Consider the following 12,048-nt stretch of genomic DNA (forward strand, 5'->3'; position numbering starts at 1 on the left):
TTTTTCGTCCCGGCCGGTTCACAAGCGGGGCGACGACGGTATAATCTGCCGCACAATACTTTTCAGACGGAGAAACACGATGTCCATGGCTGACCGCGACGGCTTCATCTGGTACGACGGCAAACTGGTCGACTGGCGTGATGCCACCACCCACGTACTGACTCACACCCTGCACTACGGCATGGGCGTGTTCGAAGGCGTGCGTGCCTATGAAACCCCGAAAGGCCCGGCCATCTTCCGTCTGCAGGACCACACCGACCGTCTGTTCCGCTCGGCCCACATCCTCGACATCAAGCTGCCGTTCACCAAGGAAGAGATCAACGCCGCCCACGTTGAAGTGGTGCGCGCCAACCGCCTCAAATCCTGCTACTTCCGCCCGATGGCCTTCTACGGCTCCGGCAAGCTGGGCGTGGCGCCGCCGGTAGGCGACGTGCACGTGATCGTGGCCGCCTGGCCGTGGGGCGCCTACCTCGGCGAAGAAGGCCTGGAGCGCGGCATTCGCGTCAAGACCTCGTCCTTCACCCGCCACCACGTCAACATCACGATGTGCAAGGCCAAGGCCAACGGCAACTACATGAACTCCATCCTCGCCAACACCGAAGCCACCCGCGACGGTTACGACGAGGCGCTGCTGCTCGACGTCGAAGGCTACGTGGCCGAGGGCTCCGGTGAAAACATCTTCATCGTGCGCAAGGGCAAGCTGTACACTCCGGACCTGACCTCGGCGCTGGAAGGCATCACCCGCGACACCGTGGTGCAGATCGCCGGCGAGATGGGCCTGGAGCTGGTCGAGAAGCGCATCACCCGCGACGAAGTCTACAGCGCCGACGAAGCCTTCTTTACCGGTACCGCCGCCGAAGTGACGCCGATCCGCGAGCTGGACAACCGCGCCATCGGCAGCGGCACGCGCGGCCCGATCACCACGGAAATCCAGAAGCGCTACTTCGACTGCGTCAAGGGCCTCGACCCGGCGCACGAAGAATGGCTGACCTACATCGAACAATGAACGTCCCGGCCGGCCTTTGCCGTGGCCGGCCTGCAAGGAAGCAAGCATGACCGCACTGAAAGAAAATACCCAACGCGTGATCGAAGTCACCGAGAAGGACCTGCCGCTGCACTGCCCGATGCCGGACATGGTGAAGTGGAATGCCCACCCGCGTGTCTTCCTGCCGGTGCACAAGACCGGTGAAGCGCTGTGCCCGTATTGCGGCACCCGCTACAAGCTGGTTGGCCCGGTGAGCGGGCACCACCACTAATCCGCCGCGAGGACACGACAGAAGGTGCGGCTCGCTGCCGCACCTTTTTGCTTTGTATCGATGATGAAAAAAATCCTGGTGATCGCCCCGTCCTGGGTGGGCGACGGCGTCATGGCCCAGCCACTGTACCGGCGCCTGCACGAACGCCATCCGGACCTGGAACTGCACGTCTTCGCCCCCAGCTGGACGCTCCCCTTGCTGGCGCGCATGCCCGAGGTCCACAAGGCCCACCTCAATCCGTTCGGCCATGGCCAGCTGCGCCTGCGCGACCGCTGGCAAGTGGGCCGCATGCTCGCCCGCGAGCGTTTCGACCAGGCCATCGTCCTGCCCAACTCGATCAAATCGGCGCTGGTGCCGATGTTTGCCGGCATCCCGCGCCGCACCGGCTTCCTCGGCGAGTCGCGCTACTGGCTGCTCAACGACGCGCGCGAGCTGGACGAAACGGCGCTGCCGATGATGGTCGAGCGCTTTTGCGCCCTGGCCGAAGACAAAGACCAACCGGTGGTGCGCCCGATCCCGCACCCCCGGCTCGCCAGCAGCGCAACCGGCAGACAAACCGCCCTCGCCCGCCTGCAACTCGACACCCAAAAACCGGTTGCCGCCTTCTGCCCCGGGGCGGAATATGGCCCGGCCAAGCGCTGGCCGAGCCGGCACTTTGCCGAACTGGCCCAGCGCTTCACCCGGGCCGGCTACCAGGTGTGGCTGTTCGGCTCCCCCAAGGACAAGGAGATCGGCGACGAGATTGCCGCCCTGTCGGGACATACGGCCATCAACCTCTGCGGCAAGACGGGCCTCGACGAGGCGATCGACCTGCTCAGCCTGGCCAGTGTCGCCGTCTGCAACGACTCCGGCCTGATGCACGTTGCGGCCGCGCTGGACGTACCGCTGGTCGCCCTGTATGGCTCCTCCAGCCCGGATTTCACACCGCCGTTGACATCACGCTCGGCCATCGCCACGCTGAATCTGGAATGCAGCCCCTGTTTCGAGCGCCAATGCCCCTACGGGCATACCGACTGCCTCGAGAAACTCGTCCCCGACATTCCCTGGAAAGCCGTTGTCCAGTTTGTGCCGCCGCTGACGGACAAGGCCGATGAAACGTAACCGGACACTGACCAAGACATGACCACGCTGGAAAAGAATACGCCACTGGAAGAAAACAGCCGCCGGATGGAACTGGTACGGGCCGCCGCCAAATTGTTCCGCGACCAGGGTTACGAGCGCACCACGGTGCGCGACCTCGGCAACGCGGTTGGCTTGCAATCGGGCAGCTTGTTCTACCACTTTCGCACCAAGGAAGAAATCCTGGTTGCCGTAATGGCACTGGGCATCAGCAGCACCACCGAGCAACTGGAGCGGGCCATCGCCAAGGCCGGATCGACGCGCGAGAAATTGTCCGCTCTGTTCCACGTTCACCTGAACTCGCTGCTCGGCGACAATCAGGCGGCGCTGGAAGTCATGCTGTACGAGTGGCGCAGCGTCTCCGAGGCCGCCAAGCCGGGGTTGATCCTGCTGCGCGACCGTTACGAGGCGTTGTGGCAAGCCGTGCTGGACGAGGCAGCGGCGGCAGGACTGATCAAGCCGGATACGCGCCTGCTGCGCCGCACCCTGCTAGGCAGCCTGCACTGGTCCGTCCAGTGGTACCGCAAGGATGGCGAACTGTCCGTGGACAAGCTTGCTGACCGTATGCTGGATCTGGTCTTGATCGAACAATCGAAATAACCGGATTACACGGGCCATGTCGTTTTTCCACCCAGGCAGGCGATCATTACTGCAGCATGATTCGCAAGCTGGGCTAGAATATCAGCATCGCGCCTTTCGGCAGCAGGTCCGCACATGAATATCACAGGCAGCACAGCCAGCATTGGCTACACCGCCGTTGCGCCAAGCGCGGTTTACCGCACTGATCGCGACCCGCTTCCCGAGTCGACACCCGACACCTCGGTCGATTCCAGCCCCCTCGCGTCGGCGGCCGGCATCACCGTGCCGCGCCGCAGCGAGAGCATCGCCCAGGTCGAGAGCGAACTCAGCCGCCAGCTGACGGTGAGCCAGGCCACCGGCACCGAGGCCGACAGCGCCGCGCCCGACGCCACGGCGACGAGTACCAGAAAGGCATCGGCCGCAGCAACAGCCTACGCCGACAACCCCGAGTCGGCACCACCTTCCCGGCCAACCCAGACGGACACCGCCGGACAATTGAACGCCACGGCTCAACTAGCCGTCACCCAGTATCAGGCGCACCAGGCGCTGCTCGACACGGGCAATGATTCCAGCCCGCGCCGGATTTCCCTTTCCGCCTGACCGCGCGGCAGCGCCACAAAAAGGCGAAGGCCCGGCACATCCTCCGTGCCGGGCCTTCGTCGTATTCATTCCCTCGCCGCGCCATTCACTCTGCCAAGCGCCGCGCCAGTTCACGCGCCTTGAGCGAAGCGGCCACATCCCCTTGCCGCGCCGCCGCCACATACCAGCGAATCGCCTCGCGCAAGTTCTGCGCCACTCCGTCGCCGTGCTCGTACAGGCTGGCCAGCAGATACTGCGCGCCGACATCGCCTTGCTCGGCGGCCGCCTTGTACCACTTGGCCGCCTGCAGGTAATCCTGCGTCACGCCGCGCCCCAGGTAATACTGGGTGCCCAGGCTGACCTGGGCATCACGGTAGCCTTGTCGCGCCGCCAGGTCGAACCAGCGGGTTGCTTCCGGCTGGGAGCGCGGCACACCATCGCCGTTCTCGTACAACAGCCCCATCGCGTACTGCGCTCGCGACAAACCATGGCCGGCAGATTTACGCAGCAGCTCAAGCGACTTGTCACGGTTGGCCGAAACCCCCTGCCCGTGCCAGTACATCATGGCGAGATTGAACTCAGCCACCGGCTCACCTGCGCGAGCCCCCTCCTCGAACAGCTTCCGAGCGGTAGAATAATCCCCTCCCTGATAGGAGGACCAACCCGGTATCGCCGGCTTTTCTTCTGCCAGCGCGAAGAGACTCAGGCCGAACAAACACGTCAGCATCAGGTAACGCACGGCATCCTCCTTCATCGGAAGAAGTTACAGCCGCCGCTGGCCGCTCAGGCGGTGACATCGACATTCTGACCCAGATGAGGAGGATTGACCGATGCCACCTGCTCGGAAGCGGTCACCGCGCCCTCGACCAAGGAGAGCACGGTATCCGACACCACCTCTCTGGCCTTGTTCAAGGAGTACACTTGCAGCGTCGTAGCAACGTCCACCGAACCAGCTTGACTAATCGGGTCCATGCCCACATCTCCCACATTGCTTGCTACTATTTTGACTGTAACCTCCAGCAGCGGTTCTGTCAGTCATAACTTGTTAAAATACTGATCTACACCCCAAGAACAGGAACATCTCCATGAGCACGACTCGCCACAGCCCTCTTCTCATCCTTGGTTCTGGCCCGGCCGGCTACACCGCTGCAGTCTATGCCGCGCGCGCCAACCTCAAGCCGGTGATGATTACCGGCCTGGCACAGGGCGGCCAGCTGATGACCACCACCGACGTGGACAACTGGCCGGCGGATGCCGACGGCGTGCAGGGCCCCGAGCTGATGGTGCGCTTCCAGCAGCACGCGGAGCGTTTCGGCACCGAGATGATCTTCGACCATATCCACACCACCCACCTGCAGGAAAAGCCGATCCGCCTGGTCGGTGACGCCGGCGAATATACGTGCGACGCCCTGATCATCGCCACCGGCGCGTCCGCCCAGTACCTGGGCCTGGCCTCGGAAGAGGCCTTCATGGGCAAAGGTGTGTCGGCTTGCGCCACCTGCGACGGTTTCTTCTACCGCAATCAGGATGTGGCGGTGATCGGTGGCGGCAACACCGCCGTGGAAGAGGCCCTGTACCTCGCCAATATCGCCAAGCACGTGACCCTGGTGCACCGTCGCGACAGCTTCCGTGCCGAGAAAATCCTGGTTGACCACCTCATGCACAAAGTCGAGGAAGGCAAGATCACGCTGGCCCTGAACCAGACACTGGACGAGGTGCTGGGCGACGACTCCGGCGTGACCGGCGCACGCCTGAAGAGCACCACCGATGGCTCGACCCGTGACATCGCCCTGACCGGGGTCTTTATCGCTATCGGCCACAAGCCGAATACCGATATCTTCAAGGGCCAGCTGGAAATGGACAGCACCGGCTACATCATCACCAAGGGCGGCCGTGAAGGCAATGCCACCGCCACCAGCGTGCCGGGCGTATTCGCCGCAGGCGACGTGCAGGACCACATCTACCGCCAGGCCGTCACCAGCGCTGCCTCGGGGTGCCAGGCGGCCCTCGATGCCGAGCGCTTCCTGGACGGCAAGTAAGCCTTGAAGCCCTTCAAGGAACAGCTGAAGGGGTTTCGCAAACAGGCAAGGCAAGCCGCCTTGCCTGTTTTGACTCCGGTCAAGCCTCCCGAGCCGGAGCCGGACTTTCGCTCGCTGTTCAGTGACGTCCACCCGGTGAAGGACGGTAACCGTGTCCCGCCGTACAGCCCCAAACCCAGCCCGCGCCCGCGTCAGCCGGATCGATATGGCCAGCTCCCCGGAGTTGGAAGCGGCGCTGCTGGCGCATGCCGTCGGCTGGTTCGAGCCGGCCGAACTCGAGCGCAACTTCGCCCAGAACGGCATGCCCGCGGCCACGCTCAAACGCCTGCGCGCGGGACACTGGCCCGTTGTCGCCGAACTCGACCTGCACGGACTCGACCGCTACCAGGCCCAGGACACCCTGACGCTGTTCCTGCACCGCGCCGGCTCACGCGGGCAATGCGTGCGCATCATCCACGGCAAGGGCTTCGGCTCGCAAGGCGAACCGGTGCTCAAGCGCATGGTACGCAACTGGCTCAAACACCACCCCGAGGTACTGGCCTTCTGCGAGGCGGACGAACGCCAGGGTGGCAGCGGCGCCTTGATGGTGCTGTTGCGCCGCCCTTCCTCACCGAACAAATAACCCCTCTTCCCAGCGTCATGGGTTTCCGCTAGTCTTCAAGAAAAGGGCGGGCCCATGTCATTACCACCCTACCCAGGAGCTACGCATGCAAGGCGAACGCTGCCCCGACTTCACCCTGCCGGCCACTTCCGGCAAAACGTTCACGTTGGCCGAAGCCGGCAAACCGCTGGTCATCTACTTCTACCCCAAGGACAACACCCCTGGCTGCACCAACGAATCGATGGCCTTCCGCGACCTCTACACGGAATTCAGCGCAGCCGGTGCCGAGGTGGTCGGCATCTCGCGTGACAGCCTCAAGTCCCACGAAAACTTCAAGACCAAACTCGAACTACCCTTCGAATTGCTGACCGACCAGGAAGAAGTCGTCTGCAACCGTTTCGCTGTCATCAAGATGAAGAACATGTATGGCAAACAAGTAAGGGGGATCGAGCGCAGCACTTTCGTCGTCGACGCGCAGGGTAACGTGGCGCGGGAATGGCGTGGCGTGAAGGTGCCAGGCCACGCCGAAGAAGTGCTGGCGTTCGTCAAGACGCTTTGAGCGCAGCCCTGCCCGGCATCCCCGGCCGGGCACTGCGCAGACAAGGGGACTCATCATGACAAGCCACAGGAAAAGCAGAATCGCCAAGCTGTTTGTGCTGGACACGAATGTACTGCTGCACGACCCGACCTGCCTCTTCCGCTTCGAAGAGCATGATATTTTCATCCCCATCATCACCCTCGAAGAGCTCGACAATCACAAGACCGGCATGTCCGAAGTGGCGCGCAACGCCCGCCAGGCCAGCCGCTTCCTGAACGAGATCGTCAGCAGCACCGACGCCCGCATCGACGCCGGTATCTCGCTGGCCGGGCCCAGCAAGGATGCCGCCTCCGGCAAGCTGATCCTGCAGACCCAGGCCATTTACAGCGTGTTGCCCACCTCGCTGCCGGTCGGCAAAGCCGACAACCAGATCCTCGGCATCGTCATGGCGCTCAAGGAACTGCATCCTGAACGCCCCGTCATCCTGGTGTCTAAAGACATCAACATGCGCATCAAGGCACGTGCGCTGGCACTGGACGCGGAAGACTACTTCAATGACAAGGTGCTGGAAGACACCGACCTGCTGTACACCGGATCGCGCGAGATCGATGCCAGTTTCTGGGATCGCAACAGCGAAGACCTGCGCTCGTGGCAGGAGCATGACCGACGCTACTACCAGATCAAGGGGCCGGACGTGCCCGACATGCACGTCAACCAGTTGCTCTGGCAATCCGGCGAGCAGCCGTTACTGGCCATGGTCACCAAGATCGAGGGCAAGACCGCCTTCCTCGAGACGCTCAAGGACTTCAGTCATCAGAAGAACAACGTCTGGGGCATCGTGGCGCGTAACCGTGAGCAGAACTTCGCCCTCAACCTGCTGATGAACCCGGATATCGACTTCATCACCCTGCTGGGCCAGGCGGGCACCGGCAAGACCCTTTTGACGCTGGCGGCGGGACTTGCCATGACGCTGGAACAGAAACTCTACTCGGAAATCATCATGACCCGGGTGACGGTGCCGGTTGGCGAGGACATCGGCTTCCTGCCCGGCACTGAGGAAGAAAAGATGACACCGTGGATGGGGGCGCTGGAAGACAACCTCGACGTCCTCAACAAGAGCGACGACGACGGCGGAGACTGGGGCCGTGCCGCCACTCGCGACCTGATCCGCTCGCGCATCAAGGTGAAGAGCCTCAATTTCATGCGCGGTCGCACCTTCCTCAACAAGTACCTGATCATCGACGAGGCGCAGAACCTCACGCCCAAGCAGATGAAAACGCTGATCACCCGCGCCGGCCCCGGCACCAAGGTGGTCTGCCTCGGCAATATCTCGCAGATCGATACACCCTACCTGACCGAAGGCAGTTCCGGGCTGACCTACGTCGTCGACCGCTTCAAGGGGTGGGTACACTCGGGCCATATCACGCTGCAGCGTGGCGAGCGTTCGAGACTGGCCGATTTCGCTGCCGAAGTGCTATGACGCACCCCCGTCTCGAAGTCATGCACGAGGCGGCAAAAGGGGTGGCGCGAAACGCGCCGCCCCTTTTGTTCCTGCATGGCGCCTTTTCCGCCGCCTGGTGCTGGCAGGAGCATTTCCTGCCATGGTTCGCCGAGCAAGGCTACGATTGCTGGGCACCCAGCCTGGAGGGACACGGCGGCAGCAGCGGACGCAACTACCTGTCCGGCATCAGCATCGACGACTATGTGCGCAATCTGTCGGCGGTGATTCGCCAGATCGGCCACACCCCGATCGTTATCGGCCACTCGATGGGGGGCTTCGTACTGCAGCAATACCTTGCCCTGCACGCCCTGCCTGGCGCCGTCTTCCTGGCGTCGGTTCCTCCACACGGGCTCGCCGGCTCCAGCCTCCGTTTGCTGAGCCAAGCGCCATCGCAGTTCCTTGCGTTGAATCTGTATCAGAACGGCATGAACCAACCGGACTGGCGCGAGTTGCGGGACATGTTGTTTTCTCCTGCCGCCAGCAACGAGGTCATCGCCCTGATGGCCAGGCAAGCCCAGCAGGAAAGCCAACGCGCCATCATGGACATGGCTCTGGTCAGCCCGCTGTTCATTCGCCCGTTGCCGCCGGTGCCGACGCTGGTGCTGGGCACCGCCGACGACAGGCTGATCTCGGCTGCCGACGTGGTCGCCACCGCCTCCCGGCTCAACTGCACCGCCGAGATTCTGCCAAGCATCGGCCACATGATGATGCTGGACGCCCACTGGCCCCAGGTTGCCAATCGCATACTGGAATGGCTCGACCAGCACTGGCCACAACCTAAAGCCTAAACCTGCCCCCCAATTGACAACAAGGTTGGCCGAAGCGGCCTCAGTTGCCACGTTTACTGCGCCGGAACTCCCATGGCGCTTGTGGGGCGCTCCCTTCCCACAGCCCCAGGCGTTGGCCGCGCGCCTGCCGTTCAGCCGCCTCGTAGCGGGAGAAATCCTCGGCAGACTGGTTCTTGCTGGCATAAAAGCGATAATGCCAGGCGTAACCCTCTTTGAGCTGGGCCAGATTGACGTCGGTTGCCCCTTGCCAGACACGCCCCACGATCCGGCCATAACGGTCTTTTTCCACCACGTCCACCTTCACCACCTGGCGATAAACGCGGGCAGCCAGTATCTGCTTGGCACGCTGCCCATACGGCTGAGCCTTCTCGGGTGCATCGATGAAGGCAAACCGGATCTTATGCTGCTGTTGCGCCGCATCCAGCACGGTGATGGTGTCACCATCGGCCACCCCAACGACAACTCCGCTGATTTCCCCGTTATCCGCCTGGGCGAAATAGGCACCAACAGCCAAGAGCAGCGTGACGCCTGCGATCAGCTTTTTAGCCGTGGAGGCCCCGGAGAACAGCGTCATGACGGCACCGAGTTGCCGCTGATTCACTTTCATCTGCACATGCACCCTTCACAAAACAAAAACGGCCTTGCGGCCGTTCCACTCCATATCGACAATCAACGATCGCTCTCATGCCGGCGTGGCTGCCACAACACGTCAGCACGGCCCTCCACACGGTTGAGATGCCGCGCCAGCACGAACAGGGCGTCAGACAAGCGATTGAGATACTGCCGGGCCGTTTTCGAGACCTCCTCCTCACGAGCCAGCGCCACCACCGTCCGTTCCGCGCGACGGCAGACTGAGCGGGCCTGGTGAGCCAGCGCGGCAGAACGCGAACCGCCAGGAAGGATGAACTCCTTGAGCATCGGCAACTCGGCGTTCATCTCTGTCACCTTGCCCTCCAGCGCCAGCACCTGGGCCGGCTGCAGCGCCTTGTAGCCGGGCACGGCCAATTCCGAGCCGAGGTCGAACAGTACGTGCTGCACCTCGCTTAGCCAGAGCACCACCTCAGATGGCAGCGCTTCGGCCAACAGTACGCCGATCACACTGTTCAACTCGTCGACATCGCCCATGGCGGCAATGCGAGTAGCATCCTTGTCAACCCGGCTACCGTCACCCAGACCGGTGGTTCCATCGTCACCGGTGCGGGTGACGATACGTGACAGCCGATGCCCCATCACGACTTACCGTCCCGTTCGTCACGGCCAATTTCGCTAATGGCCTGACGCAGGCTCTCACGCAGCGTTTCGTTGAACAGCATCTCGTAGTCCTCTTTCAACTGGTGCATGACGCCGGCCAGCATCTGCCGCGCCTGCATTTCCAATGCGTCCTGCAACCACAGCGACAACTCGACTTTCATCCGCGGCAGAATCTTCTGCGTCAGTGAATCGATCAAGGCCTGCTCATCCACCACGGCGCAGGATGGTTCAGGGGCCTTCGCCATCACTGTATCCGCACCAACAACCGGTTCGGGCCGCTCCAGCAACGGCGCCACCGCGTCGGGCATCGCCTCCGGACCCGGCTGCGGCACGGGTGACGACACAGCTACCGCGCTGCTCTCAGGCATGAAGGAGGCTTCAACCTCAACCGTCCTAACGCCGGCAGCAACGTCCTTCAAGCCCTCAGCGGCAGGAACAACATGATCCGACATGGTGGCCCGGTCGGGCGACATGGCGGATGTCCCCAGCTCAGACGAACCGCTCGCTCCCGGCAGCAGCTCGTCAAGCTCCGACGCAAGGATTGGCGGTTCTTCCTCTCCCAACACAGGCAAATCAACAGCCGCACCGTCCAGCCCGGCCACCGCTTCCTCCAAGGCAATCCCATGCGGCAGATCCAGCGCGGCTTCCCTGTGAACCGAAGGCTGAGCTTCCTCGGTCTCGTTTGCCGCCGCCGAAAGCTCGGTCAATTCGCCGTTGACGAATTGCTCGAGCCACGCATTGCCATCAACTTCCGTAGGCGACTCGGCAACGCCGGCCGACGGCGAGGGAGGCTCTTCTGCCGGGAGGTTGTGCACCTCGGTGGTTTCCACGAACGAGACATCCAGCTCGGGCAAGGCCGGAACGCCGGCCAATTCGTCTCTCTCCCCGGACGGAGCGTACGTCACAGCCCACGAAGAAGATGGCTCGGGACCGACCCCACCACCCAGCACGCCAGACGGCAAGCTGTCGATATCGATACGCTGCTGAGCCAAAACCGGCTCGGTAGCCACATCCATGAGAGGGGTCGGATCCACCTCGACATTTTCAGCCCAGGACGCGAACCGATCCACCACCGGCTCGGCGGCGGCAACGTCCGGTTCAACTTGCCCGTCACCAGACACGCCATCTGGCACCCTGCCCTGGTCTTGATCTGCCGTTGGCACGATGGCGACAGCGGCTTCCGGGGCGTCTTCTGTCGGCCACGGAATCGAAACCGGGCGCGCCAAACCGACCGAATCCGGCACGGAGGCCACGGTAGCGCTCTCGGATTGCACCTCCGGAGCTGCCACCGGCTCCGACCATTCCATGGTCAGCTCGGGGATATCCAACGCACTGTCCGGTAATGGTGCAGGCTCGGCCGACGTCGTCGCCGGTGTCAGCACAAAATCAAAGACGCCCGCACCCAGATCGCCCGCCGGGGCTGCTTCATTCTCCGGCGGCACCGGCACAGCCTTCTGCAACTCGGGCAGGACCTCGCCCAGCGCCAGCTCGTCCAAGGCAGCCACGTCGAGATCCAGCGACGGCAGGTTCGAAAAATCCACTACCGGCTCGTTACTCGCGGGCATCGGACCCACATCCAGCACATCGTCGAGGGGTAACTCAGGAATCTCCAGCTCGATGGCGGCGGCATCCGGCATGGCCGTCACCATCGCATCCAGTTCGCCGGAGAAGTCGAAGTCTGGCAGCTCGAAGGGAGGCTCTTCCGCCAGGACGGGCGGCGCAGCTTCTTCGACTACGTCGGTCAACACCGGGAGTTCCAGACCAGCAGGAAGCGATGCGTTTTGCGAGGGATTCATC

The 12,048-nt window shown here is 63.0% G+C and carries 15 protein-coding genes; 10 read left to right on the plus strand and 5 right to left on the minus strand.

Translation table 11 applies throughout. The features are described 5' to 3' along the window. Positions 1 to 79: 79 nt before the first annotated feature. The 5 genes from ABKF58_RS17405 to ABKF58_RS17425 all read left to right on the plus strand — a co-directional run bounded on the left by ABKF58_RS17405 (position 80) and on the right by ABKF58_RS17425 (position 3,554). The gene (locus ABKF58_RS17405; protein ID WP_008953939.1) at positions 80 to 1,006 is read left to right on the plus strand and encodes a branched-chain amino acid transaminase; all 927 of its coding nucleotides are present in this window, start codon (positions 80 to 82) and stop codon (positions 1,004 to 1,006) included. Between the two features lie 46 nt (positions 1,007 to 1,052). Next, a complete protein-coding gene (locus ABKF58_RS17410; RefSeq protein WP_008953938.1) occupies positions 1,053 to 1,256 on the plus strand; it encodes a zinc-finger domain-containing protein in 204 nt (67 codons plus the stop codon). 60 nt (positions 1,257 to 1,316) lie between these two features. Then, positions 1,317 to 2,357 carry a lipopolysaccharide heptosyltransferase II gene (gene waaF / locus ABKF58_RS17415; RefSeq protein WP_008953937.1) on the plus strand — a complete coding sequence of 347 codons (1,041 nt, stop codon included), beginning with the start codon at positions 1,317 to 1,319 and terminating at the stop codon, positions 2,355 to 2,357. A gap of 18 nt (positions 2,358 to 2,375) precedes the next feature. Next, the gene (locus ABKF58_RS17420) at positions 2,376 to 2,975 is read left to right on the plus strand and encodes a TetR/AcrR family transcriptional regulator (protein WP_008953936.1); all 600 of its coding nucleotides are present in this window, start codon (positions 2,376 to 2,378) and stop codon (positions 2,973 to 2,975) included. Positions 2,976 to 3,089: 114 nt separating this feature from the next. Then, a complete protein-coding gene (locus ABKF58_RS17425; RefSeq protein WP_482582349.1) occupies positions 3,090 to 3,554 on the plus strand; it encodes a flagellar hook-length control protein in 465 nt (154 codons plus the stop codon). Positions 3,555 to 3,639: 85 nt separating this feature from the next. Here the strand turns inward: ABKF58_RS17425 and ABKF58_RS17430 are convergent, their stop codons facing one another. Both ABKF58_RS17430 and ABKF58_RS17435 read right to left on the minus strand, forming a co-directional pair. Continuing rightward, positions 3,640 to 4,272 carry a tetratricopeptide repeat protein gene (locus ABKF58_RS17430; protein ID WP_482582350.1) on the minus strand — a complete coding sequence of 211 codons (633 nt, stop codon included), beginning with the start codon at positions 4,270 to 4,272 and terminating at the stop codon, positions 3,640 to 3,642. A 44-nt stretch (positions 4,273 to 4,316) separates the two neighbouring features. Next, positions 4,317 to 4,505 carry a hypothetical protein gene (locus ABKF58_RS17435; protein WP_008953933.1) on the minus strand — a complete coding sequence of 63 codons (189 nt, stop codon included), beginning with the start codon at positions 4,503 to 4,505 and terminating at the stop codon, positions 4,317 to 4,319. Positions 4,506 to 4,618: 113 nt separating this feature from the next. Here ABKF58_RS17435 and trxB point away from each other — a divergent pair, with 113 nt between their 5' ends. From trxB to ABKF58_RS17460, 5 genes are all read left to right on the plus strand, one after another. Then, positions 4,619 to 5,572, plus strand: coding sequence for a thioredoxin-disulfide reductase (gene trxB, locus ABKF58_RS17440; protein ID WP_014086904.1), 954 nt, complete (start codon positions 4,619 to 4,621; stop codon positions 5,570 to 5,572). A 205-nt stretch (positions 5,573 to 5,777) separates the two neighbouring features. Continuing rightward, positions 5,778 to 6,194 (plus strand): Smr/MutS family protein, encoded by a 417-nt coding sequence (locus ABKF58_RS17445; RefSeq protein ID WP_482582353.1) that lies wholly within the window; start codon positions 5,778 to 5,780, stop codon positions 6,192 to 6,194. A gap of 85 nt (positions 6,195 to 6,279) precedes the next feature. Then, positions 6,280 to 6,732 (plus strand): peroxiredoxin, encoded by a 453-nt coding sequence (locus ABKF58_RS17450; protein WP_482582355.1) that lies wholly within the window; start codon positions 6,280 to 6,282, stop codon positions 6,730 to 6,732. 55 nt (positions 6,733 to 6,787) lie between these two features. Continuing rightward, entirely contained in the window at positions 6,788 to 8,191 is a 1,404-nt protein-coding gene (locus ABKF58_RS17455; protein WP_008953929.1) for a PhoH family protein, read from the plus strand. Beyond that, entirely contained in the window at positions 8,188 to 9,000 is an 813-nt protein-coding gene (locus tag ABKF58_RS17460; RefSeq protein WP_482582357.1) for an alpha/beta hydrolase, read from the plus strand. Before ABKF58_RS17455 ends, ABKF58_RS17460 begins: the two co-directional genes overlap by 4 nt. A 40-nt stretch (positions 9,001 to 9,040) precedes the next feature. Here the strand turns inward: ABKF58_RS17460 and ABKF58_RS17465 are convergent, their stop codons facing one another. The 3 genes from ABKF58_RS17465 to ABKF58_RS17475 form a co-directional block, all read right to left on the minus strand. Further along, the gene (locus ABKF58_RS17465) at positions 9,041 to 9,607 is read right to left on the minus strand and encodes a thermonuclease family protein (protein WP_294863947.1); all 567 of its coding nucleotides are present in this window, start codon (positions 9,605 to 9,607) and stop codon (positions 9,041 to 9,043) included. A gap of 62 nt (positions 9,608 to 9,669) precedes the next feature. Continuing rightward, entirely contained in the window at positions 9,670 to 10,230 is a 561-nt protein-coding gene (locus ABKF58_RS17470; protein ID WP_482582359.1) for a cob(I)yrinic acid a,c-diamide adenosyltransferase, read from the minus strand. Next, a complete protein-coding gene (locus ABKF58_RS17475) occupies positions 10,230 to 12,047 on the minus strand; it encodes a hypothetical protein (RefSeq protein ID WP_482582361.1) in 1,818 nt (605 codons plus the stop codon). Before ABKF58_RS17475 ends, ABKF58_RS17470 begins: the two co-directional genes overlap by 1 nt. Position 12,048 lies beyond the last annotated feature (1 nt).

The organism is Pseudogulbenkiania sp. AW2-16 (genome assembly GCF_056824575.1).